This is a genomic window from Grimontia indica (assembly GCF_000333895.2).
In the GTDB taxonomy this organism is placed as follows: domain Bacteria; phylum Pseudomonadota; class Gammaproteobacteria; order Enterobacterales; family Vibrionaceae; genus Enterovibrio; species Enterovibrio indicus.
In genome coordinates this window covers 1-26,804 of the sequence record NZ_ANFM02000056.1, presented here as the reverse complement: position 1 = coordinate 26,804, position 26,804 = coordinate 1, and the positions used below count along the sequence as shown (strand labels likewise).

The 26,804-nt window shown below is 45.3% G+C and carries 11 protein-coding genes, 3 tRNA genes and 1 pseudogene; 12 read left to right on the top strand and 3 right to left on the bottom strand.

The genetic code is table 11. The features are described from left to right. From D515_RS23200 to D515_RS23145, 12 genes and pseudogenes are all read left to right on the top strand, one after another. Positions 1–1,429: pseudogene (locus D515_RS23200) on the top strand (hypothetical protein); the annotation flags it as partial. Beyond that, entirely contained in the window at positions 1,429–2,088 is a 660-nt protein-coding gene (locus tag D515_RS23195; RefSeq protein ID WP_002542214.1) for an OmpA family protein, read from the top strand. The pseudogene D515_RS23200 and the gene D515_RS23195, both read left to right, overlap by 1 nt. Then, positions 2,078–3,856 carry an EH signature domain-containing protein gene (locus tag D515_RS23190; protein ID WP_152442429.1) on the top strand — a complete coding sequence of 593 codons (1,779 nt, stop codon included), beginning with the start codon at positions 2,078–2,080 and terminating at the stop codon, positions 3,854–3,856. The genes D515_RS23195 and D515_RS23190 overlap by 11 nt, the downstream gene beginning before the upstream one ends. A 101-nt stretch (positions 3,857–3,957) precedes the next feature. After that, the gene (gene csm6 / locus D515_RS23185) at positions 3,958–5,085 is read left to right on the top strand and encodes a CRISPR-associated ring nuclease Csm6 (RefSeq protein WP_002542211.1); all 1,128 of its coding nucleotides are present in this window, start codon (positions 3,958–3,960) and stop codon (positions 5,083–5,085) included. Between the two features lie 36 nt (positions 5,086–5,121). Next, positions 5,122–8,661, top strand: coding sequence for a type I restriction-modification system endonuclease (hsdR, locus tag D515_RS23180; protein WP_002542209.1), 3,540 nt, complete (start codon positions 5,122–5,124; stop codon positions 8,659–8,661). 148 nt (positions 8,662–8,809) lie between these two features. Beyond that, a complete protein-coding gene (locus D515_RS23175) occupies positions 8,810–10,453 on the top strand; it encodes an N-6 DNA methylase (protein ID WP_002542207.1) in 1,644 nt (547 codons plus the stop codon). Continuing rightward, the gene (locus tag D515_RS23170; RefSeq protein ID WP_039850587.1) at positions 10,450–11,943 is read left to right on the top strand and encodes a restriction endonuclease subunit S; all 1,494 of its coding nucleotides are present in this window, start codon (positions 10,450–10,452) and stop codon (positions 11,941–11,943) included. The genes D515_RS23175 and D515_RS23170 overlap by 4 nt, the downstream gene beginning before the upstream one ends. Before the next feature lie 66 nt (positions 11,944–12,009). Next, complete coding sequence (locus D515_RS23165; protein ID WP_002542201.1) at positions 12,010–12,498, top strand: cytochrome b/b6 domain-containing protein; 489 nt, start codon at positions 12,010–12,012, stop codon at positions 12,496–12,498. Positions 12,499–12,638: 140 nt separating this feature from the next. Beyond that, entirely contained in the window at positions 12,639–14,642 is a 2,004-nt protein-coding gene (locus tag D515_RS23160) for an McrB family protein (protein WP_002542200.1), read from the top strand. Between the two features lie 3 nt (positions 14,643–14,645). Then, positions 14,646–16,004, top strand: a complete 1,359-nt coding sequence (locus D515_RS23155) for an McrC family protein (RefSeq protein ID WP_002542199.1) — start codon at positions 14,646–14,648, stop codon at positions 16,002–16,004. 230 nt (positions 16,005–16,234) lie between these two features. Continuing rightward, on the top strand, positions 16,235–19,753 hold the full coding sequence (locus tag D515_RS23150) for an STY4851/ECs_5259 family protein (RefSeq protein ID WP_002542198.1): 3,519 nt from the start codon (positions 16,235–16,237) through the stop codon (positions 19,751–19,753). A 2-nt stretch (positions 19,754–19,755) separates the two neighbouring features. Then, positions 19,756–26,190 carry a DEAD/DEAH box helicase gene (locus D515_RS23145; RefSeq protein WP_002542196.1) on the top strand — a complete coding sequence of 2,145 codons (6,435 nt, stop codon included), beginning with the start codon at positions 19,756–19,758 and terminating at the stop codon, positions 26,188–26,190. Between the two features lie 224 nt (positions 26,191–26,414). Here D515_RS23145 and D515_RS23140 read toward each other — a convergent pair. From D515_RS23140 to D515_RS23130, 3 genes are all read right to left on the bottom strand, one after another. Then, positions 26,415–26,490 (bottom strand) — tRNA-Val (locus D515_RS23140). A 49-nt stretch (positions 26,491–26,539) separates the two neighbouring features. Next, a tRNA-Val gene (locus D515_RS23135) sits at positions 26,540–26,616 on the bottom strand. A 31-nt stretch (positions 26,617–26,647) separates the two neighbouring features. Continuing rightward, positions 26,648–26,724: transfer RNA gene (locus tag D515_RS23130), tRNA-Val, on the bottom strand. Positions 26,725–26,804: the final 80 nt, after the last annotated feature.

Sequence of the window (26,804 nt, the reverse complement as noted above, 5' to 3'; positions counted from 1 at the left end):
GGAAGTTGAAAGCCGACTTTCAAACTTGGTCGAGAACGCGGCTAAAGGTATCGAAGATCAGCAATCTGCGTTTGAACAAAGTGCGGAGAAAGCGGCAGGGGCATTTGAGGGAATAAAAGCCTCAATGGAAAATGCATTAGATGAGCGTCAAAGTGCTGAAAAAGAACTTTTTGAAAATGTGACTGGCCGTATTAACGGTCTGCTTTCTGAGATTTCAACATCGTTTGAAAATCAAACCTCTGTATTGACCCAGACGGGTGAAGCGGCATCTACCATGATGACGCAGGCTCAAAAGGATTTCGAATCCTCAGTGCAGCAGCGTCGTGCTGAAGAGTCAGCGATGTTTAAGGAAGTTGAAAGCCGACTTTCAAACTTGGTCGAGAACGCGGCTAAAGGTATCGAAGATCAGCAATCTGCGTTTGAACAAAGTGCGGAGAAAGCGGCAGGGGCATTTGAGGAAATAAAAGCCTCAATGGAAAATGCATTAGATGAACGACAAACAGCAGAAAAAATGCTGTTCGAAAACGTTACTGGTCGTATCAATGGCTTGCTGTCTGAAGTTGCATCTTCATTCGATAGTCAAACGGCGGTACTTACGCAAACAGGCGAAGCCGCATCCAATTTGATGAGTCAGGCGCAAAGAGACTTTGAGCTGTCTGTTCAACTTCGCCGTGATGAGGAATCTCAGCTGATTGGTGAGATGGAAGAGCGCATCGCTCAACTTATGCAGAATGTACAAGCAATATTCAATGACCAAGCAGAAGCGATTGAGCTAATTGGTAATGAAGCAAGTGGCGTGATGCAAACAGCTCGCACTGAGCTTCAACAGGGGCTTGGTGATATCGATTCTAAAGTTAAATCGATGTCCGAAACAGTGCAACGTGAGCTTGAAGCCTTCCGTCTACAGTATCAACAGAATCTGACTTCTTACTTTGAGCAGCAGAACAATATCCTCGAAGATAGCTTGAGTAAGCAGCGTAATGGGCTTAACGAGGTCGTTGATAACTTCCGAAATGTCTTTGAAAGCGAATACAAAGCGCGACATAACCTACTTCAGGAACTGACGGCACAATACGAGAAGCTAGAAGCATCTGCTGCTACATTGGAGCGTGTTGCCAAGGCCATTGGCCTGAATGAAGCGTCGAAGATGGCTGAAATTCAAGATGTATCACATACGATCAGTCGTGAAATCGCTTTGCTGAAAAAAGAGTACGCTCAGGCTTCCGCGACCTTTGCGGATGTTACTGAAAATCTACCAAAAGCAATGGACGATTACTTTACTCGTGCCAACGAGAGCTTTGAAAGTTTCTTTAAGGACTTTGACCAATCAGCGAGTGCAATTCACAACAAGCTTTCACAAGCTGCAGGCTATTTGATCAATGCTCAGGTTCAACGCCGCGAATTTGAGGCGGGTGAGGTGAAAGCATAATGCGACGTATAGGAGCAGCTACAAAAACTGCTGATGCCGAAGAAAGTGGGGTTTGGCTATCTGTCGGCGACTTAATGTCAGTGCTTTTAATGATTTTTGCCTTGTTACTAATTAGTGCTTTGGTGCAAATTTCAGAGGTGTATGAAGAGAGCCAGAACACTCGAGTAGTGATAATTAAAGGCATTAACGATGCGTTGAATGCAGCAGGCATTGAGGTGCAAGCAGACTCGGAAACTGGAGATATATCGATTACTGATTCGATTCTCTTCGACTTAGACGATCATACGCTGAAATCTTCTGGCAAAGAGTTTCTGAATACATTCGTTCCGATTTACTCAGATGTGATCTTCCAATCTCAGGCTACGGCCGACGAAGTAAGCCGAATTGTTATCGAAGGCCACTCAAGCTCAGAAGGCTCGTTTAACCGTAATATGGAGCTTAGTGTACTCCGTGCAAACAGCGTTATTGCCTTTATAAATTCGATGGAATTTACCAATAAACCGCGCTTTTTTGGGAAAGTTGTAATTTCAGGTCGAGGGCCGCTTGAGGCCACTCAAGATGTTGCTGTGGCTTCAGACCGAAAGGTGAAGTTTCGTTTCCAATTTAAAGATGATGAGTTCCTAGGCAATTTTTCAGAGGTGCAGGAAATTGAAAAGTAGTGCCTATACCTTTTCGCTTCCACGATTGCCGAAGAACAACAAAATTGAACGACTTTCTTTTGATGATTTCTTCGACATGGGTTTGGGCAATGTAATATTGCCCAGTTTTCCCCCAAAGCGACTGAGTGAAATGGTGCGCCTTGTTAACGCAGGGAAAAGTTCAGAGATCTCGATTTTCGAATGGCTTGATGTCATCGAAGACCAAATGCAATGGGATTCACTTTCTGAGAGTGAAAATACGGAGGCATGTATTGCCGCTTGGAGTGCAATAGGAACAAACCATATTTTGGGGGATATCGCGCTTTTCAAAGTCGCGCTGGCTGCTGATGGCAGACCTACCAGCATAGTTAGAAACCTAACGGAGACGATGGCTATAGCGAGGCAAGCACAGGGGCTTTCTGAGCTGGACGCCATGAAGATGGATTGGTTGCTAGCCCTTCAACACAAAAATTTTGGTCAGTTGGCCACGTATTGTTATCAACACAGCATGACAATTTTTGAGTTGACTAGATTTCTGCGTTTACCGCAAGCAATGAGTTATGCGGATTCAGTTAATGCTCAATTGGTATCGTGTATCACCAAGGGCGATATTAATGACGAAGATGATCGATGGCTCTACAAAAATTACCAGCATCTAAAAACTACCAAACAGGAAATTGAATTTTGCGAACGTTTCATCGCAAAGCAAAATCAACATGAGTATGGATATTTGTGTGAAGAGTTGGTTGGAACCGCTTGTTTACCTACACAAGAGGAAAGCTACTGGAACCGACTAAGTACTAGTACAAAGCAAATACTGAAAAAGAAGTTTAGATTATCTAACTACTTTGATTTGCGTGCGATTTCTTCTGCACTTTACTCAGAGCAAGCTGCAGAGCTTCTTGGCTTAACAGAAGACCAAACACGTCAGATTCGCAGCCGCTGCATGTTCTGGTCGAATTACAGTGCAAGCTTTGAGCGAGTTAGGGTGTTACTTCCAAAAGCAAGCTTTCAATTTGTAGCAGAACGCAATAACGGTGTTCCCCCGTTTGTTGATGATATCGACGAAACGGGGCAACTCGACACGGAGGTGTACATCTTTGAGTTGGGTAAAACTATCGCGGTAGAATTCCTGAGAGGAGCGTTGAGCGAAACGCGCTTTTTCAAGAATGATAGCTGGTATTCGCAAAGGCTATTTGAAAGTAAGACCATAAGTATTGCCGAAATTCGTGCAATGTCTCAACTGGAAGTGCATGACCATTTGCCATCCTGGCAGTATTTTTGTGAAAAGTTGCTACGCACAAAGTTTATGATAACGCCTAACAAAAATATCCCTTATTTTAGAGGTTTACCACCTGAGGTGAATCTTTATAAAGAAGGGGTAGGCCTACTTGTAGCACCAAACGAGGGTAAGCTTCGTGAGCGAAGAGTAAAGCTGGAAGACTGGGTCGAACGTTTTTGGCGCAGCGAAGTAGAAACCGGTAAATTCGGTGACTTCACAGGGAGGGATAAAGAAAGCACCTTGTATTTATCAAAAGCCTTGATGGCAAAACAGTTAGGAAGCCAGGATGACTACAACTTTTTCATCCGTAAAGCAGCTAATCAAGGGAACTCTGAAGCCATGTGGCAATTGGGCAGAACAATGTTACTAGGCAGAAACAGCGATCTTAAATGGCGTCAAGCTGGGGAAGAATGGATTTCTAAAGCTGCTGCAAAAGGTCATAAAGAGGCGATGGAAACAGCAGACAGATTCAGAATTCAATACCAGCTGCACATATCGATGGACTGAGCGCACAAACTCCAACCAAACAACCTCCTAACGTGATCTGAAACGTGGTGTCTGGGAAAGCTTACATTTAAACTTTCCCAAACCCTGTTATTGATAACGTTATGAAGAACATCCTCCTTGCTACCACAGGTGCGAATCCGCAGGTACTCACCGAAACGCTCTATGCCATTCACCAGAGCGGCAAAGCGTTCCCTGAAGAAGTCTTCGTTATCACTACACTCAGCACCAAGGAATGGTTAACTGAAGGGCTTTTCAACAAAGGCCATCTCCAGGCACTGAAAGACGAATACAACCTGCCGGATTTTACCTTTGATGAAAGCCACATTTGGCTGATTGAAGATGAAAACGGTGAGCCGATTGATGATGCCAAATCCATTGAAGATCAAACCTACATGGCCGACTTCATCACGCGAAAGGTTTACGAGCTGACCCAGGACGAAAACACGGCCATTCATGCGTCTTTGGCGGGTGGACGAAAAACCATGGCCTTTTACTTCGGTTATGCGATGTCTTTGCTTGGCAGGGAGCAAGATACATTGAGCCATGTCTTTGTTGATGACCGATATGAAAACGTTCGTGACTTTTGGTTCCCCACGAAGCAACCGAAAAAAGTGAAGGGCAAAAATGGCGAAGGGGAAGTTGATCTTAGCGAAGCAACAGTCACCTTGGCTGAAATTCCCTTTGTACGTATGCGAAATGCCATCGACCCAACGTTGCTGTCTTCTATGGTCAATTTGTCGTTCAGCCAAACCGTCGGCATGCTCAATGCCAGCCAGAGTGATCAACTCAAAGTCACAGTGAACAAACGTGCCAGCGCTATCGAAGCGGTAGGGGTAACCACAACGTTAACCCCTAAAGAAATCGCGTTTTATCTGTGGCTGTTCTCTAAAAGCGAAGAGGGATTACTCGTAGATAGAGACTTTGAAGAAAATACCCAAAACAGCATCGAGTTCTTAAATGCGTATTCCGAGCTGGCATCGGATCCCCGGGTTTATAAAACGTTCAACACCACACCGGAAGACTTTTTTGAAGGTAACGATAGCAATTTGAAAGGGATGGAACGCACTTTCGTGCAGACCCAGCGCTCAAACATCAATCGCAAGCTTAAAAAATCACTACCTGCACCAACTGCCGCTAAATTAGAAATCATCTCATTGGCAGAGGGCACAGACACCCGTTACGTGGTAACGAGTTGTCAAAGTGGTTGTGTTCTTAACATCGTTGAGTGAATGCATCATTCTGGTTCAGCGAGATAGGTAGACAGTATGGCTAAATCAAATTTCGAATTTCTGAGAGGAACCAACGATTTCCTCTACAGTATTGCCCGCGCAGCAGAAAACAACTTTCCTGATGATCCAAATACCACGTTGTACAAAATGCGTGTGTTCAGTGAAGCAGCGGCCAAACACCTCGCCAAGTTGTTGGATATTGAAGTCCCTGACACCCAGAGGGATCTCATCAATGAGCTGGGTAAAATCTCTTTCGTAGACGAAAATATCCTCAAGGTGTTCCATAACCTTCGCAAAATCGGCAATAAAGCGGTTCACGAATATCACAGTGACCTGCCAGATGCGGAAATGGCATTGCGGCTGGGTTTTCGTTTGGCCGTTTGGTACTACCGTCTTGTCACCAAAAAATTCGATTTCGAATGTCCTCCTTTTGTGCTCCCAACCTCTAGCAGTGCGCAATACTCCGAACAAGAAATTCTGGACCTTAAGCAGCAACTGGCAGCCGCACAATCGTCAGAGGCGCAAACCAAAGCAGATTTCGATGCACAGCAAGCGCGTCTCACTGCACTAAGTGGCTACATCTCCATTCTTGAAAGTAAAGAAGACGAAACCCAAGCCCAGGCAGAAGCGCGAATTACAGCGTTGGAAGCGCAACTAAAAGCGAAAGAAGCTGAGTTATCCAAGAAAACCGAAGCCGAACGCAAGGCATACCGCAAAGCGGTAATGCAGGAGGCGACTTCTCACAGCCTTGACCTCAATGAAAAAGAGGTTCGCTTCCTTATTGATGCCCAACTGCGTAAAGCAGGGTGGGAGGCTGATACCCAAAACCTCAACTTCGCTGCAGGCACCCGTCCGCAAGTGGGCCGCAATATCGCGATTGCAGAATGGCCAACAAGTAAAGACGAAACAGGCAATACCGGCAAAGCGGATTATGTACTGTTCGTTGGCTTAAAACCTATCGGTATTGTTGAAGCCAAACGCAGCAATAAAGATGTTTCCGCCAAACTCCCTGAAGCTTATCGATACAGCAAGTACTTTGATATGGACTTGCTGCGTGAAGAGTTGCAACAGCTCGCCGCCAACGATCCTGATTGGTTGCAAAAAGTCGGTGAAGAGCTGCCTTCTTACCTACCAGATTGGGAAGATTCCTCAGGCTCAACGACCTTCAAAGTGCCGTTTTGTTTTTCTACTAATGGACGCGAATACCGCGCCGCGATGAAAACCAAAAGTGGTATTTGGTACCGCGATGTTCGCCGCCCGCAAAATATGCCTAAGGCACTCCCAGAATGGCATAGCCCTGATGAGCTGGTGGAAATGCTGGGCCGAGACAACCAGCAATTCAATAAATGGTTTGAACAGCACCCAGATATGAGCGAGCTTGGGCTCCGTTACTATCAGGAAGAAGCGGTGCAAGCGGTTGAACACGCCATCATCAAAGGGCAGCAAGATATCCTGCTGGCCATGGCAACGGGTACAGGTAAAACCCGTACCGCCATTGCCTTGATGTATCGTCTTATTCAGTCTCAACGTTTCAAACGCATTCTGTTTCTTGTAGACCGCACATCTTTGGGTACGCAGGCGCTTGGCTCATTTGAAGACACCATCATCAAAGGTGACAGCTTCAACGCTATTTTCAATATCAAAGGGCTGACAGACCGCTTCCCTGAAGACAGCACCAAGATCCACGTTGCCACCGTGCAATCGCTGGTGAAGCGCACATTACAAAGCGATGAGGCGATGCCTGTTGGCCGCTACGATTGCATCATCGTCGATGAAGCGCACCGTGGTTACATTCTCGATAAAGAGCAGACCGAAGGCGAAATGAAATTCCGCAACCAGCAGGATTACATTTCAGCTTACCGACGCATTATCGACCACTTCGATGCAGTAAAAATCGCCCTAACCGCAACACCGGCACTACACACCATTGATATTTTTGGCGGCGAGACTAAAACGCCTGTCTACCGATACAGCTACCGCAAAGCGGTCATTGACGGTTACCTGTGTGACCAAGAGCCACCGATCAAAATCATCACCAAACTCAGCAGCGAAGGGGTGTACCTTTCCCAAGGTGCTGAGGTTCAGCGTTTGTCGAATCAGGGAGAGTTGATTAATGACACCTTGGATGATGAACAAGGCTTCGAGGTGGCGGATTTCAACCGCAGCCTGATTGCTTCCAACTTCAACAAAGTGGTGTGTGAAGAGCTGGTGAAGCACATCGACCCAACCAGTGCGCAAAAAACCTTGGTGTTCTGTGTGAACAACACCCATGCCGATGCGGTTGTCGATGAGCTGCGCACCGCATTTAGTGCCAAATACCCGCAGCTGGAACACGATGCGATCATCAAAATCACCGGTGATGCAGATAAAGACAGCAAAAAAGTGCAGTCGATGATCACCCGCTTCAACAAAGAGCGTTTGCCATACATTGTGGTCACGGTCGATTTGCTTACCACGGGGATTGATATCCCGAGCATCTGTAACCTTGTGTTCCTGCGTAAAGTGAAAAGCCGGATTTTGTATGAGCAAATGAAAGGCCGCGCTACCCGTTTGTGTCCACAAATCGGTAAGACGTCTTTCCGAATTTTTGATGCCGTGGATTTATATTCTACGCTGCAAAGCGTCGATACCATGCGCCCCGTGATGGTTCGCCCGCAAGTGGATTTGCAGACGCTGGTTAATGAAATTACCGACTCGGAAACCTACAAAACCATGGAAGCTGACGGACGCAGTTTTGCCGAACACAGTCACGAACAGCTGGTGGCAAAACTCCAGCGAGTCAGTGGTCTGGCACAGTTCAGCCGCGATAAATCGAAAGAGATTGATAGTCAGGTTAAACGCCTCGACGAGCTATGTGAAAACGCCGCAGGGTGTGATTTCAATTCACTGGCGAAAACGCTGAAACAAAAAGGCCCGAAATGGTCTGCAGAAGTGTTTAACACAATCAGCAATCTGGTCAGCCGTATTGAGCACCTCAAGCAGGAAATCAACAACCTGCGCGATATGCCAATCTTTACCGATATTCATGATGAAGTGGTGGGGGTACAGACAGTCTGGGGTGAGCATGACAATGCGGAAGATTTCCTCGATGCATTTGATCGATTGGTAGATGTCTCGCTCAACCAGAAAGAAGCACTCGATATCATCGTCAACCGCCCACGGGATTTAACCCGCAAGGCGCTGATTGAACTGCAAGAGTGGTTTGATGGCCAGAACTACAACGATTCGACCCTGCGCCATGCTTGGAAAGTGGCAAAGAATCAGGATATTGCCGCCAAATTGATCGGCCATATTCGCCGTGCATCCATTGGCGACCCGCTATTGCCCTTTGAGCAGCGAGTCGATCTCGCGTTGCAACGTATCTTAAAAGCCAATGATTGGAACGACGAGCAAAAAGCCTGGTTGGAACGCATTGCTGATTCAATCAAAGAGAAAGTCGTGCTGGATGACGACACCTTCAAAACCGGTAACTACAAGCGCAGGGGCGGAAAACGTAAGCTGAAGAACGTCTTTAATGATGAATTAGACACCATACTCGCCGAGTTCAACCAGTATTTATGGGACGAGCCTGCCTAAGCACGTACAATACTCGCATTCCAGCCGCCCTGAAATCGAACCCTTATGTGGTGAAGGGCGGCCTGTTTGAAACCGAATACCAAGACTTAGGGCGCGGCTTTAAAAGCGACGGCTAACACGCCGTGCCTAAGTAAAAAAGAGAATAAGCATGAACAATAACGATTTAGTCGGAAAACTCTGGAAACTGTGTGACAACCTGCGTGATGGCGGGGTGTCTTACCAAAACTATGTGAATGAACTGGCTTCCTTGCTGTTTTTGAAAATGTGCCAGGAAACCGGGCAAGAAGATGAGTTGTTGCCAGAAGGCTACCGTTGGAAGAACCTGAAACAGAAAATTGGTCAGGAGCAGCACCAGTTTTACCGCAACATGCTGGTTCAACTGGGCGCGGATGATCACGCCATTGTTCGTGCGATTTTTCAGAACGTTAACACCACCATTACCCAGCCAGCGCAGCTAACCGAGCTGGTCAACAACATGGACAGCCTGGATTGGTATGACAACGACGGCACAGGCAAAAGCCGTGACGATTTCGGTGACATGTACGAAGGCTTGCTGCAAAAGAACGCCAACGAAACCAAATCGGGCGCGGGGCAATACTTTACGCCGCGTTCACTGATTTCCACCATCGTGAAACTGCTTAAACCTCACCCACGTGAGATCATTCAAGATCCGGCAGCCGGTACAGCAGGCTTTTTGATTGAAGCAGACAAATACATCAAAGCCCAAACCAATGATCTGGATGACTTGGACGATGACGACCAAAACTTCCAGATGACCAAAGCCTTTGTTGGCTTAGAACTGGTGCCGGAAACCCGCCGCTTGGCACTGATGAACTGCCTGCTGCACGATATTGAAGGCGATGAACACGAAGGCGCAATCCGCTTGGGTAACACCTTGGGCAGTGCGGGTGAAAGCCTGCCAAAAGCCAATGTGATCCTCACTAACCCGCCGTTTGGCAGCGCAGCCAGCACCAATATTACCCGGACCTTTGTTCACCCAACGGGCAACAAACAGCTTTGCTTTATTCAGCATATTTACGATGCCCTAGAGCCGGGTGGCCGTGCGGCTGTCGTTATTCCTGATAATGTCTTGTTTGAAGGCGGTAAGGGCACCGACATCCGCCGTGATTTGATGGACAAATGTAGCCTGCACACCATTTTGCGTTTGCCGACCGGCATTTTCTACGCGCAGGGCGTAAAAACCAATGTGCTGTTCTTCCAAAAGGGCACACCGGAAAACCCTAAACAGGACAAACGCTGCACCAAAGAAACCTGGGTGTTTGATATGCGCACCAACATCAACACCTTCGGCAAGCGCCGCCCGCTGACGGACAAACACTTTGACGCCTTTATTGACGCCTACGGCGAAGATTCGAACGGCCAGTCACCGCGTGAAGAAGGGGTGTATCACACGCTAGGTGCCATCTATGCTGAGGGCACTGATTCCATCGAACATGTTATCGAAAACGCCCGCTGGCGCAAATTCAGTCGCGACTATATCCGTGACCAGAAAGGCGACAGCCTGGACATTTCATGGCTGAAAGATTTGGAAGCCACCAGCGCAGAAAACCTGCCAGAGCCGGATGTGTTGGCAGGCGAGGCGATGGCAGAGCTGACCGAAGCGATGAGCGAGCTGTACCAATTGATGCAGGCGTTGGGTGCCAATGATGAAGCAGAAGCCCAGAAACAGCTGATTGAAGAGGCGTTTGGGCTAACTGAAAAAAAGGAAGAGCAGGTCCTAGATCCTAGGGAAGAGATCCTGGAAGGTGACGCTCAGGAGGCGAAGGCATGAGTCAATTGCCATCTAGTTGGAGAGAAACTCCAATAGAAACCGTAACTGAAGTAGTCAGCGGCGGCACTCCTAGCTCTAAGCATCCGGAGTATTACACAGAAGATCACAAAGGCTCTATTGCGTGGGTAACGCCAGCTGATTTAAGCGGTTATAAAGAAAAATACATCTCTCACGGTAGGCGGTCGATAACAAAGTCTGGCTACGATTCTTGTTCGGCAAAATTGATGCCCAAAGGTACAGTGCTATTTAGCAGTAGAGCGCCGATTGGTTACACCGCTATCGCGGCAAATGAGATTAGTACAAACCAAGGTTTTAAAAGTTTTGTACCAGTAGTGGGGGTAAACGAGACCTATCTTTACTACTATCTGCGTTCTATTAAGCATCTTGCTGAAAGCCTTGCTACTGGGACAACTTTTAAAGAGCTTTCTGGAAAGGTGGCAAAAACACTACCATTCCCTTTAGCCCCCTTCGCCGAACAAACCCGCATCGTTGAAAAGCTGGATGAGGTGTTGGCGCAGGTGGACACCATCAAAGCGCGCCTCGATGGCATTCCCGCGATCCTCAAACGCTTCCGCCAATCCGTCCTCGCCGCCGCCGTGTCGGGGAAATTGACGGAAGAGTGGAGGGGAGATAACACCTTCGAAGTCGAATCTCTCCTTTCGACAATCGAAATATCTCGTAAGATGGAATGGGAAAAAGAGAATCAGCGATTAAACAAAAAGAGAAAATACAAACCTGCGGGTAGTGTAGAAAACAAGCTGGAGATCTCTTTACCTCGCAATTGGGCTTGGGCCTCAGTTGAGGCGCTGTCATCTAAAGTATCTGACGGGGTTCATAAAAAACCTCACTATGTAGATGAAGGAATCCCATTCGTTACAGTAAAAAACTTAACTAAAGGAAACGGCATATCTTTTGATAGCTTAAATTATGTGACCTATGAAGATCATGTGGAGTTTACTAAGAGAACAAACCCTGAAAGGGGAGATATCTTAATTTCTAAAGACGGAACTCTTGGAGTCGTCCGTCAAATTAGAACGGATATTGAATTCAGTATTTTTGTCTCTGTGGCGCTTATTAAACCTGCTTTGAAAGATATGAGCAACTATTTGGAGTACGCATTTATGTCTCCAATTCTACAGCAGCAGATGGTTGGGGTAGGAACTGGCTTATTACATATTCATTTGACTGATTTAAGGAAGGATTTAGTCCCAGTTCCTCCTATCGAAGAACAAAGAGAAATCGTTTGCCTTGTCGACCAATACTTCGCCTTTGCCGACACCATCGAAGCGCAGGTGAAAAAAGCGCAGGCGCGGGTGGATAAGCTTACGCAAAGCATCCTCGCCAAAGCCTTCCGTGGTGAGCTGGTGCCGCAAGATCCAAACGACGAACCTGCCGAGAAACTGCTGGAACGCATCGCCGCCGCCCGCAAAGAAGCTGAAATGTTAGCCAAAGCCGCGAAAAAGGCAGGGCGGAAGACGGTAAAAGCGTAGCAATGATTTTTTGATGCCCACCTGAAATGGGTGGGTAATTTTGATTTTTAGTTTTTTCGGTGAGTTATGCACAGCGTTGCCAAGTTCGTATTCTGGACAACCTTAACCCTTTTCCTTATTACCCTCGCGACAGCTTCCTATGTCGGTGTCTATTTAATCTACGTTGCGATTCCATTGATTGTGATCTCCGGTTTGATGATGAAGTTCATCAAACCCAAAGCAAAGGAACGAAAACCACCTAATAAGTATCTTTTAGCATGGACAAATTTCTGGAACGCGGCGGGAGCTGCCGTTGAAACCGTTAATGCTGGTATGCAGTCAGTTAATAGAGAGCTCGATGCCTTTAATCAGAAAATGGAGGTTCGCAATAAGAAACTCCGAGTCTTGTGTGACGAACATACTCTGCTTTGCAATACGTTATTGGATACAAAATATCCGGATGGTGACACTGAACTTGAACAAGACCAGAGCGCAAAGGAAGCGTTAGTTAAAGATCTAGAACGAAGGATTGCTCTTGTTAGTGCGAAGATGGATGAGGTGAAGGCACAGTACTAAGCATGCTAATTCCAGTTTTCTTAAGTTATATAACGATCCAGTAAATTCACTTAGATTTTGATTCTTCGCTTCGAAGTATGATTTTATTTTTCGATGTTATATATGTACGTCATTGACGTAATTCTAGTCGAGTGTAAAGCATGAATAAAAAGCATTTTACTCAATATCATGTCGATCTCATTAAAAAATGGCATGGAAAGAAAAGCGACAAAAACAATGTAGAGCAACTAGAAGACTATCCAGAACTCAAAGAGGCGTATGAGATAGTTAAGGAGTGGGCCAATTCAGTCAAGGAAACTGCTTTCCCTGAAGGTAAAGTCAAGCTTCGCAAGAGCCCAGTGAATCAAGGAGGACACTTTTCTTCTTATCTGTGGGCAAAGATCTACCCCTCACAAGACTCACCTGAACAACTGGCATACACGATCCATATTTCAACTGACGAGTTTGCAGTAAAAATCGATACGGTGAATGCACCAGGAACTTTGGTTGAAAAATATGAGAGTGTCAGAGGGAATTATTACCAATCACCCATCGTAAAATGCTTGAGTCACGAAGAGGCCTTAGCGATGACCCTTGAACAACTCGTGCGATGGAGTGTGGATGCCATCAGTTCTTTTGGGCTTACTTATGATCAAGTAAGCGAAAAGATAGGAATTTCGGCAGGTACAAAAGAAAGCTCAGATAATACGCAGGTGAACTCCGTGGATGCATACAAGCCAATATCACTAAACCAAATTTTGTACGGCCCTCCGGGAACGGGTAAGACGTACCACACCATTGAAGCGGCCGTTAAAGCGGCAGAGCCTGAAAGGTATCAGGAAATATGCGCAACTGCGGTGGATGAAACTGAACGCCGGATCGAGTTACGCGATACTTACAACGATCTTTGCCGGCAAAAACGTATCCGCTTTGTGACCTTCCACCAAAGCTATGGCTATGAGGAGTTTGTGGAGGGTTTGAGTGCTTCAACTGACGATGAACAGCTCAAATACTCCGTAAAACCCGGTGTTTTCAAGCGTATTTGTGAAGAAGCAAAGTTTAGTGATACAGATAGTCTAAACCAACTAGATAATGCTATCGAACAACTAAAGCTGGATGCCGAAGGGCAACTTATCCCGCTAAAAACCTCCCGTGGTAAACCTTTCTCTTTTACTTACCATGGTCACTCGACGTTCAGGATTTATCCAGAGCAGACAAAGCATCAAGATTTAGGAAATGGTTACCCTGCGAGTATTGAGCATCTGCGATCACTGTATGTTACTGGTGATGAGTCGGACATTTACAATCGTTCCTATGTAAAAGCGATTTTGGCTTATCTGAAAACACATTATCAAATTGCGGAATTTGAGCCAGAAAACGCTGCAATGCAGGCTAAAAACCATGTGCTGATTATCGACGAAATCAACCGAGGCAATATCTCAAAAATTTTTGGTGAGTTGATCACCCTCATTGAACCATCTAAACGCAAGGGCGCGGATGAGGCTATTGAACTGGTATTGCCATACTCTGGCGACAAGTTCAGCGTACCCGATAACCTCTACATTATCGGCACCATGAACACGGCTGACCGCTCGTTGGCGATGATGGATACGGCTTTACGCCGTCGTTTCGACTTTATCGAGATGATGCCAAATCCAAGTTTATTAAGGGGAGAAGGGGTAAAGGGAATTAACCTCGAAATATTGCTGGAAACTTTGAACAAACGCATCGAAATTCTCTACGACCGCGAACATACCCTCGGTCACGCGTTCTTTATGCCAGTTAAAAACCTGATGGACGAAGGCGAGGAAGACCTAGCGTTTGAGCAACTGGTCAGTGTATTCCAAAACAAAGTGATTCCACTTCTACAAGAATACTTCTTTGAAGATTGGCACAAGATCCGTTTGGTGCTGGGTGATAATCAACGCGAAGCGGGCCTACAGTTCATTCAAGTCAAAGAGCAGAAGAGCGATGATCTCGACGCACTGTTCGGTGAGAAACATGAATTATCGCCTTACGGGGAAACCATAAAACAATATTCCCTCAAAGGATTTAATGAAGATGTTTGGCAAGATGCTAAAGCCTACCGAGGTATGTATTTCAATCCCCAAAAAGAGACCAAGAGGGCTGACGATACAGAAGAAGCCAAAGCAGGGTCTCAATAACCAATGGCGATTAGTCCCCCAACCGTTTTTGAGTTTGGTTATCTCTGCTCTGATGAAGCAACTAATAACACCAAAGAAGAATACACGATCATCCCCAAGGGGGATTTTGAATACTTGGAAAAGCGTTGCCTGACGGAAGGTGACGCTGATTTTAACAAGCTCATGCAGCCGCGCTTCAAAGGCGGTTGCCGTTTGTTACAGGTAAGAAGTTATGCGGGTGTGATTTTTGTCCCTTCAGGTCATCATATCGAAGTGCTACCCAAAACGGGTATAGGCCAACAAAACGAAGAGAATGCAAGGCAGACGTTGCTGAAAATGCTTCAGGCCTTGGGCGAGTTTCGCCATATTCAGCTTGAAAATGCAGGCCTGAAAACCCTGAGCATGCCGCTGCTGGAGATTTTTATCCGCCAGTTTCTTGAAGCGGTCAATCAAGTTGTGAAGCGAGGGTTACGCAGTGACTATGTGCGCCAACAAGACAACTTGCTGGTGAAAAAAGGCAAACTCAATATGGCAGGCCAACTCCGCCATAACAGTGTGTTAAAACACCGCTTTTACTGCGAGTTTGATGAGTATGTTGAAAACAGGCCCGTTAACCGCCTACTGAAAACCGCCATGCTTACAGTACAGGGCTATTGCAGAAATCACAGCAATCAGAAGTTGCTGCGTGAACTGTTATTTGCTTTTGATGCGGTGCCAAAAAGCTTAAATACCAAACAAGATTTTGATAGCGTGAAGCTTGATCGTGGCATGCAGCATTACAAACCGGCGTTAGCGTGGGCAAAGCTAATTTTGGGTGGCGCGTCGCCAATCAGCATGAAAGGGGAAGCAGACGCGCCTTCGCTGTTGTTCCCGATGGAAGCGGTGTTTGAAGCCTTCGTGGCGAAAACGCTGAGAAGCCAGCTTGAAAGTGGTTTTTCGCTTCGCCTTCAGGCACATGCTGAGAAGTTAGTGACACATCATGTCGAAACCCGAGAACCGCGTGATTTGTTCACACTAAAACCCGATTTAATGGTTGAAAAAGACGGTTCACCAACCTGTGTGCTCGACACCAAGTGGAAGCGCATTAACCCAGAAAGCACCCGCAAGTTTTATTTATCTCAGACTGACTTTTACCAGATGTTTGCTTATGGGCAGAAATATCTAAAAGACGGAAAGGGAACGCTGATACTGATCTACCCGAAAACGGATGAGTTTACGTCTCCAATAGAAGGCCACTTTGAGTTTTCAAAAAAACTAAAACTTTGGGTGTTGCCTTTTGACATCAGAAAAGACGGCGTTAGCCAGCTGATTCTTCCTGAAGCATCCTTTCCATCTGGGGAATCCTGCCTGTTTCGTATCCACCATTCTGATCGCAATAAATAACCCACACTGAACACTTCTTAATCTCATCGCTTTCGATTTGAGCAATCGGTCGAAAGCGACCCCTTCTTATTGATTAAAGTCTAATTAGTCATACACAAATTGGAGTAAACTCTCGGGTTTACAGCCAAGGTTCTTTGGCTAATTGATGGTACGTAAGCTTATGAAAGCGGTTTGAAATATTAATGCCGATATAGTTGCTTTCATAAGTATCAGATAGAGAGTTGAAACCAGTGACTAATCCATCCTCAGAAATTCACCGTTGGTTTGCGGACTTTGAAAAGCACCGACCTGTACATAAGCCAGGTATGCCTTTGTGGTCGTTGAAAGTTACCGACGAGGAACTAAATCATCTTCAAATCATTCTGAAGGGGATTTTTTCTGGGAAGGATCCAAGCGTAATTTTTAATCATTACTCTTGCACTGGTGGGAACAGCCGATTTGACCAAGTGTTTACACTATATTTAGCCACTTGGATTCAACGAAACTTTCGAGGCGGGCGGGAGCGTTGGCCTGTAGTATTGGCTAGCTTGAACATTAAGCATGAAAATCGCTTGAACCCAGCGATTTACGAGTCTGTAAAAGCTGGGCTTAAATACTGGGGAATAGATCTTTACTCAACATCTTCAGCAAATCAGTACTTTGCGACGTTATATTGCCAAGGTGGATTTCCACGTTCCGGTTTGGTTGGTCTGGTAGATGGTCCAGTTTCGAGCTACTTGGATTCTGTTATCACGCAATTTGGGCTTTTTTACAAAACATCGTCACTATCGTCTATTGCGGAAAAGCGGCTTGAAGTCCTCCCTGAAACATTGAAGCAAATTCCCTTTGCTACTTTGGCATCTGCTCTTATCTCTAGCTTGCTGTCTCTTCGCGATCGTTTTCATTTGTATGCGGAGAACGACCCAGTTGCCGCACTAAGTGTTAAAAATCCGGGCTGGCGTGATGAGTTGCCATTTCTGCTTTGTGACGAAGAAGCCCATGAGCTCATGGGGCGGTTACTCAAGCGAGCGGCAACAATTATTAGGCGAGAGCAGAACCCTGTCCGTATTCGACGCTATCTTACGGTCAGCATGGATTGTTGGGAGGTTGTCGCAGAGACGCATATCAACCATACCATTCACCCGGAAGACCTAAATAATGTAATGGGTGTGTCTAATCTACCGACTTATTTCGACCTTTACACTCAGACACAGTCAGGTGAGCGAGCTCGTTCCGCCTCTTTTAATCTTAAAGGCCAGCAAAATCGCCGTTGGCAAGTATTAACAAAACACACTTGTTTCTATGGTGCTGACGCAACGTCTGCTATTGGTTATGAGCTATGGACCGACGGTAGACTTGTTGGTTCGGATCAGTATTACCGTGGAGAAGAGCTTAACAATGACCTTCCATGGGTTTTTTCGGCAGAAGGGCAGAGATTCTTGTTCGTGGGTCAGGGCAATGTTTCCGCAAAGCAAGGGAGCGTTTTCGTCGTTTTTGAGGGGGAACTAAGGCCTTCCAATGCGCTCTCTGAAGTAGAAAAGGTTGCTGAGATACCGTCTTTGAACAAATCTGTTTTCAAAGTCACTGGTAGAGCTGAGGCGCTTGTTACTTTTGGCAAGTTCACGATATCAACATTTGCAGACGAAGCGAATGAGTTCTCTTGTTGGTTTGATGGAAAGCGTTGTTCTGAGGCAGTTTCCCACAGAAATACTTTCTATGGGAGACCAAACGTATTTGTCAGATATGGTTTAGACAAACCTTATTCCGTTCCCGAAGACGAGCTTTTCTGGAAGTGTATCGATTCTGACTCTCTATGCTCTTTGATGGCTGAAAATGTGCAGTTTGGGCTTGGCGTTATCGTATGGATAAAAGATGGGAATGTGAAATGGCAGTCAAAATGTGCATTACTTCCTGAAAGTGCACATTTTAACGTTTTGCATTATGACCGAGGTGAAGTTGAGCTCAAAGCTACTGGCTTTAAAAATACTGACTTAGGGATATTAGACGGTGAAACTAACTGGCTTCGTGATGTCGATAAACTAGAAGATATCTACTTTGCTGAGCTTCAATTACCAGCAAACATGCCCGAATCTTTTCATCCGATTTTAGGGTGGAACAACTCTCTTGATAACAAAATTGTATTTGAATTCGCCTCTATGCAGGCTGGTATTTGTCTTCTAACGCCAGAAGGCACGCCTTATAAGTTGCAGAAAAATACACTGACTGTGGAAGAGCTTTTTACACATAAACTGAAAGTAAAAATGCCTTCTGGCTCTGATAATACCTTAAGTATATCTGCGGCGCTCTTGGGTAAAAATAAGAGAATCCGTGCGAGCGTCACTGAGCGTATAGTGTGCGAGGATTCAACAACGACTATCAGTAGCAATATTCTCGGTCGCATGGCGCAAGTGCTTTATGCCCAGTCTGATAATCTATACGACTTTGTGACGTTCAAGTTTTATGCTGGCCAGGAGTTGTTAGATTCCCGTTTGCCTAAGGTTGAACTATTCAAGCACCCAGTTCAATGCCGGGAACAAGACGAAAGAATAGTACTAAAAGTTTTGAGCTCGCGCAGACATAAAAACAGAGACGCAATCGTTTTATGTGCGGCTCCGATTTGGGATTTAGGTTGCGTTCACTACAAGCTTGAGCGAACAACAAACAGTTTTGATGATCTACTGTTTTTAATGCCTGAAACAGATCTATCCGGCCCTTGGTTTGTATATGCGTTAAATGACAATAAAGTACAGCCTCGTGCAGTAATCGTTGAGGCTGAATCAGTCAAGGAAGTAACAGCGTCACTTACTCCACTGCAGCGTGCGATTCGCGATCTCCCTTTCAACAGAGAGACTTTCCAATTTGATTACACCGATATGGATGCATGTATTGAGGCGCCAATGGAATCCCTGCAGCATGCTGACTGGCGAACTATGCAATCCTTTGTTGATATGTTGGATTTGTCTACGCCGAATACCTTTCATCTGTTTAGACGGTTAATTCTTAAGACTGATGTTTTAGCAACATTGTTGCTTCAACAACAATCACCAGAGTCATTTGAGCGCCTTTGGAGTTTGGCAAATGAAATGCCTTTTGAGTGGCTATATGTCCCGGTACCGTATTGGGAGAAAGCTATTCAGTTGGTGCTTAAAGACACGCTTGGGCAATTGGCGCATTTGGAAAGCACAATAAGCCAGGAGCAATTTGATTCCATCAAGCGTTCGGTGGTCGAAAGCCGTTTCCAAATGCTGGCTGACAAAGGCAAGTACTTTAAAACAGTCGTTGAACTTGTATTGGAAAAGCATTTTCAAATACCCGCGCCGTGGAGCACCTCACCAATTTTTTCTAACGGTGAGAATGACAGCAATACGCTTCTGTACGAATTCCATCAAGAAAAGGCTGCATTTTTCTCACGTCACGAAGGGCGTCTAATGAACCATGTTCAGAATAAGCACAACGATCGTGAACTGAGAGAGCATATGGAAATGTCTATGTCGCGATCATTTTTGCCTGCAGAACTGAAAGGTTTGCTACAACACTACTCCTTAGACAAAAACAAAGCAGATGCTCGGGCATTTGCTCTCGATCTACCAGTGATGGTTTCGTTTAAGAATGCTGGTCTTTTTGAAAATTCAGCGACAACAGAAAATGAAGATTGGCTTGTGAGCTTCGCACTTAGCCAGCTTCAAAAATTCGACCGAGTATGGCTTCAGAATTCGATGTCTTGTGCGTTAAAAGCCGCCCATATCCAAAAAACGAACACGGTACAATAACAATGTCTAGTGCGATTAACTTTACTTCCCTATACCAAGATTTGTCGTCGGTGACCTCCCAAGCGGTCATTAATCGATTGCAGCTAAAGTCGACGCCATTAAGGAAGTTTCTTGAGCGAGAATTTCAAGTCAAGTTCGGAAAAGGGAATGACTTCTTTGCGCAGCCAGTGTTTGAAGCAACGTTTGGTTGGGAACCTGCGCCAAAAACTGAAAATTTAATTGGGCTGAAAGAAGCTGGTTTCTTAGCCAGTTCTCTAGTTTCAAACTTAGCATATCCTCCTATGCCAATTCCTGAAAACGAAAAGCAGCTTGCTGATTATAAAGCTCGAAACATTGACGAAAGCCGTTGGGCGGGTGATATACAAGAAGACTACACTTGGCCTGTCGATAGGCCTCCTTATCAGCATCAGATAAATGCGTGGAGGCATTTGTCGACCGATGATGTCAAGTCTGTGGTGGTCACTTCAGGGACCGGCTCTGGTAAAACTGAGTGCTTTCTTATTCCATTACTGAACGATTTAGCAAAACAAGCAGCGTTGTCTTCTGACCCATTGGTTGGTACACAAGCTATTTTTCTTTATCCACTAAATGCGCTTATTAATTCTCAAAAGGAGAGGTTAAGCGCTTGGACACGCGGCTTTGGTGGAAAAGTTCGATTTGCTTTATACAACGGAGAAACGCCGGAAACACCGGAGCCTAAAAATAAAGAAAATGCGAGTTTTTCCGGTGATTCTGCGCCAGAACTTGTTACCTGTCGTCGCGATATTTGGTCTTCTCCACCGCCTATTTTGGTTACTAACGCAACCATGCTTGAATATATGCTTGTTCGTCAAAAAGACGAAGATGTTCTTGCTAAATCTCAAGGCAAACTGAAATGGATAGTCCTTGATGAGGCTCATACTTATGTCGGCTCTCAAGCAGCTGAGATTTCTTTGCTTCTTCGTCGTGTGATGCATGCTTATGGTGTTGAGCCTGACCAGGTACGTTTTGTTGCGACGTCTGCCACCATCGGTGACAAAACAAAACAAGAAGAGACCAATCAACAGTTGCAAGAGTTCCTTGCTAAGCTTGCTGGTGTAAGTCTGAATCAGGTTAAAGTGGTTAACGGTCGCCGATTAATCCCGGACATTGACGAATCACAAAAAGAAGATCATTTCCTGTATGAACACGCTAGGTCGCTCGAAAGTGGCAAACTGTTCGAGTACTTGTGTGCATTTCCAACATTCAGAACGTTACGTGGAAAACTCACGTCTGAGCCTCTAACTCTTGAAGAGATAGCTGCAACTATTTGGCCTGAGAAAAGTGATAACTTAAAACAATCAGATCTCGAGAATGCTCTCAAGATCATGGATCTTGCTGTGACTGCATACCCAAACGGCGACGAGAAGTCTGAGCAAGCCTTCCTGCCCGTAAGGGCACATATTTTTCATAGAGCTCAACGAGGTTTCTGGGCTTGTGTTGATCCTCAGTGTTGTAACAAAAAAGGTACCGAACTAGAGAATGGTTGGAAGTTCGGTATGGTGTACACCCATGAAAAGACTCATTGCGATGGGGAGTGTGGTGCGCCCGTTTTTGAGCTGACTCACTGCAGTGATTGTGGTACTCCATCACTTTCAGCGGCAAAAACCACCGCTGATGGGGGAGTGAAACTAATAGAGGGACGTGAGTCGGATCTGCTAGATGATTACGCAGATGAAATAGAAGATTTAGAAGACGAAAATGAAGAACTTGAAACTGAGTTTGAAGCCAATCTTCAGATCTTTGCGAGAGAAGATGCAATGGGGAATGCTCACGATAAATCGGGGTGTTCTAAAGTCTTTATCGACGCTAAATCCAATCGAATCAGCGACACATACAGTGACGGTCTACTAAGCATTTTTTACAACCAAAACGAGCGCTCCCAAGGTGTGCGTTGTGCTTGTTGTAACGCTGTTGAATACAAACCTAACGTAATTTTTAAGCGCGGAATATTAGGCGCCCCGTTTTTAATGGGGACGCTTGTGCCGGCCATGCTGCGCCATGTCCCGAGTGAAAACCCTGATGATATGAAGGGAAAGCGGCTTATTACTTTCACAGATAGCCGCCAGGGAACCGCACGCTTTTCTGCGAAAATGCAATTGGATTCCGAGCGCAACTGGGCGAGAAGTGTCATCTACAAGGAGACGCTAAAAGCTGCTCGGTCAGAATCTACTCCGCTCGACATACAATCTAAGTTAGACGATATTGAGATGTTAAAAAATTTAGATGCGCAAGGGAACGCATCTGCTATCTCAATACTTCAGTCACTCGTGGATGCTAAGATAGCTTCTTTAAAACCAAAATCTCTTGGCTGGATTGAGATGAGAGATGAGCTGGCATCTCGTGAAGAGATTCAGCTTCTATCTGGAGAATATTTGGCTTCACTAGAAGATGGCGCGTTCAAAAAAGAACTGGAAAAACTACCTGGTGAGTATGCAAAACGACAGCAGCGTTTTGAGAGTGCAAAGAATGTTGCTCACTTGTTTTTGCTTAGGGAGTTTTCGAGAAGAGCCAAGACAGCTAACAACTTAGAGTCGATGGGCCTTGTTCAACTTCGTTATCCTGCTATTGATTCGTTGATCGAAGATGACATCACGAGCTTTGAATGGCGTAATCTCGGTTTTTCTCTTCAAGACCTGAAAGACTATTTGAAGATCTGTCTAGATTTCTATGTGAGGGAAAACACGCTCATCAATATCGACAGTGATGCCATTCACTGGATGGGCGCAAAAATTATGCCTCGGCTACTAAAAGAACCAGGCTATGAATTCAAAGACAGATATGAACGTAAAGCGTGTTTCCGTTTCCCTTCGGTCAACAAGGGGATACAACATCGCTTAGTTCGACTGCTTGAAATTGCCTCTGGCCGAGAAGCCAAAGTCGAAGAAGGCACGTTCAATGACATCTTAAGGTTCGTTTGGGAAACACTTACCAGAAAGCTAAAGGTACTTACTCCTGCAGCGCCAAGGCTTGAAATGATCTCTGGAGCCGAATTAACGGGCTATGAATTATCGTTAGACAAAAGTGTAGCGTTTGCACCCATTGAAAAAGCGTGGCTTTGTCCAATTACTAATCGTTGGCTAGATACGATTTTTAAAGGCCTATCTCCTTATACAAAAGGCTCTTCGACAAGGGAAGATGTTCAATGTAGCCCTGCTCTTTACTTGGATATTGCTCATCCTGAATTGTCATTACTTGATGAATCACCGACGAAAATACGCAGTTGGTTGAATCAAAATGAAACGGTATTGGCACACAAGGAATCCGGTCGTTGGTCCGATATCAGTGATAAGGTAATTGCAGGTGTTCAATTGGTTCGCGCAGCAGAACATTCAGCACAGCAAGAGTCAGAACAACTAAAAAAATTGGAAAGAGCATTTAAGAAAGATCACCTGAACGTTTTGAGTTGTTCAACCACTATGGAGATGGGCGTTGATATAGGCTCTTTAAGCATGGTTGCAATGAATAACGTGCCCCCTAGTACCTCAAACTACCTTCAACGTGCTGGACGTGCTGGGCGAAGAAAAGAGTCAACGGCACTGGCTTTAACGTTTTGCAAATCAACACCACACGGTGAACGGGTCTTTGCTGAGCCGAAGTGGCCGTTTACAACGCCAATTCGGGTTCCAAAAGTATCTTTGGACAGCACTGTCATCGTTCAGCGTCATATCAATGCTTTCTTACTGGCGCAATACCTAAAGATGGAGAAGAAAAAGTCTCAGAATTTGATGACAATGCAGGCAGGTGCTTTTTACTTAGGCGAGCCAGGTTTTTGCCCGGTTGATGGCTTTGTGGATTGGTTGTATGACAGCGCAGAGACTAACGAATCTGTTTCATCAGGCATTAGAACCCTGAAGTTTGACTCTGCGTATTCGAGTTTCCCTGATAGCTCGCTCATCGAAGATGCTCGGAAGTGCATCGTAAGTGCGAAAGATAAATGGTTGCTTAAGCATGAAACCTTGAAGCACCAATTAGACAACGCACAAGGTAGTGATAATGGCGCAACAAAAAAACTGGAACGTCAGTTGAAGCGAATCGAGCGAGACTATCTATTAGCTCAACTTGCAGATAGCGGTTTTTTGCCTGGTTACGGATTTCCAACTGGTGTTGTTCAGCTGATCACTGAAAACCGCTCCGAAAAATCTACGCGGGACGACAATAAGCAACAAGCACGAAAAGCTTATCCTAGCCGAGGGTTGGCAGTTGCGTTGAGGGAGTATGCTCCGGGTTCAGAGATTGTAAAAGATGGCGCCGTATACCAGTCACAAGGTCTTCAGCTTAACTGGAAGATGCCTTTCTCACAAAATGAAATTCAGCAAGAGCAGCTTCTTCAATATCAGTGGGAATGTAGTCACTGTGGCTCTCTTGGCATTGAACCGTATAAAGAAGAAGGTAAAAGTAAACGTTGCCCGGACTGTGACTCAGTTTCTTTGGTGTGGAGCGAGTTTATCATCCCATCCGGTTTTGTTGTCGATTACAACAAACCTCTTCACAACAACTATGTGCAACCAAACTATGCTGGCTATCGAGAAGGTAAGCCTGCAATCAAAGGTGAAGAGTGGCAGCCAATATCCCACGAGGGACTTGGACGTTTTAGAGTTTCTAATGAGGGGACCATTTTTCATTACAACGATGGAAATGGTGGAGGATATGCACTCTGTTGGTGTTGTGGTAGAGCTGAAGCGCTAGCGGTAGAGAAAACATCTCAAGGCAGTTACAGACTTGCTAGTGAGCCAAAAATCCACAGTGAGCATAAGCGTTTGCAGGGACTAAAGATTAAGGGGCAAGTTCACTGTGATACGTGGGGTGTTAAATACAGTCAAATTGGCAAAGCAAGCAAAGAGATTGAAACGCCATTCATTCTGGGTTACCCACAGAAAACCGCAATGTTTGAACTTCAGTTGAAAGATCCGCTTAGCTTTACATGGATTAGTGATGAAAAACTAATTTATACACTCGGCGTTGCCATTAGGCAGATGTACGCCCTAGAGCGGGGTATAACGACGCAAGAGCTTGGCGTTACGGTTAAAAAGAAAAAGACCGAGTTGGGCGAGGAAGTTACAAGTCTATTTATTTATGATTTAGCGACTCAAGGTGCTGGCTTTTCAAGCGCGATTCCGGAGTACTTAACGAAACTTTGGGTGGGTTTGATTGCTTATCTTGAGAAATGTCCTTCAAAGTGTGCGGCAGCTTGCCACAGTTGTTTATTGGATTACGATACACAACACAGTGTAAAGAAACTGGATCGAATGCACTTATTGTCATTTCTCAACGAGTCTTGCTTATTGGACCTTTTGTCATTGGCAGAGGACAAAAAGTACTTTGGTAGCAGTTCGGCAGCTGAGCTCTTGAACGCCCAACAAGCCCTAACAAGAATTGGAACTGCATGTTCAGATGCATCTTTCTTCATCCATGATACTGATTGGGAGTGGGGCGATTGGAGTATTAAAGAGCATCTTCTATCCCTCAAATCGAAGGGTATCCCAGTTAAAATTTATCTAAGTCAACAAGCTGCGGAAAGCATAGACTCAGATCTTGCATGGGAGATTTGTAGAACTTTACCTATATCAAAAGTAGATATTTATAAACTTGTCGAGCCAGTCCGTCTTGAACTCGGTGCGTTACCGGTAATGAAGGTGGAGTTGAGTGGTGGTGATAAATGGTTTGCTGTGAGCAATGAAACTTCAGTGTCAGCTAATAGCCATTGGGGCAAAGATGCCAATGGCTGCTTAGTGAGTGGCAGAAACGTTAATGTTGAGGTTGTTGCTGAGCCTTTTGATATTGAAGCAATTGCTCGAAATTCAGGCCTTAACGAAAACTCTACGATCATTGAAGATCTAAACTCTTTGCGTGGTTCAGTTGATGAGTTTGGTCGACGGTTCTCTGACTTACTAGAAAATCATATTTCTGAGTTCAAGAGTAAAGTATCAGGGAGCATAGACTCGATTGTCTATAGCGACAAATATGTAGTTAGCCCTCTAAGTGTTGTTCTTGTAAATCAGGTGCTTTCGGAGTTTAAGAAGCGATATGGGACATTTAGTGCTGAAATTCACACTGCACATCCCAACCAAAATGCTGATTATAGCCCTAGATGTATCGCACATAACTTCCCTTCTAGCGATGAATTAAACGAATTCGTTTATGAAAGTGCAAAATCATTCAATGCAGAAGTTTACAGTGAGTGTTTCGATAGCAATGATTTACCACATAGTCGCATTATGGTAGTGAAGCTCAGCAACGGAGATGTAATTAAACTTCTTCTTGATCATGGAATGGGCTACTGGTGTAAGGGAAGAGACTACTGGGATTACAGGTTTGACTTTAGAGATGTATATTCAGAAGCAGTATCTGTTGGCACATGGGGTTTCAACTTAGTTGATGCAGACAAAGCCACGTATATTGCAGTGAAAATGAGCTAAATAGCCAGAAACTAAAACTAATTCAAACAGGCTCAGTAAATCTGGGCCTTTTTTATAGCTCAGTCACTGATATACAAGGCAGTGAAACTAAGAAATGTGCAGTTTGAAAATGAGTCGGACAACTCTGATGATTGGCAATTAGCTGATGGTTACAGTGTGAGCTTGAACGTTTTAGAGTTATGACCAAACGCAAAAAAGCCTGCTCGAAAGCAGGCTTTTAAAAGTGGTGGGCGATACCGGGCTCGAACCAGTGACCCCCTCCTTGTAAGGGAGGTGCTCTCCCAACTGAGCTAATCGCCCGAATAAACGCTTGGGATGCCCTCGAAAGGGTAGTGCGTTTATTGGAATTTGGTGGGTCTAGGCAGACTCGAACTGCCGACCCCTACCATGTCAAGGTAGTACTCTAACCAACTGAGCTATAGACCCAAATTCTGATTCCATCCTGGTCAGGGAGGAATGGTGCGTCCGGGCAGACTCGAACTGCCGACCCCTACCATGTCAAGGTAGTACTCTAACCAACTGAGCTACGGACGCAAAGTATTTTCTTTCCAGAGAGAGCATGGTGCGTCTGGGCAGACTCGAACTGCCGACCCCTACCATGTCAAGGTAGTACT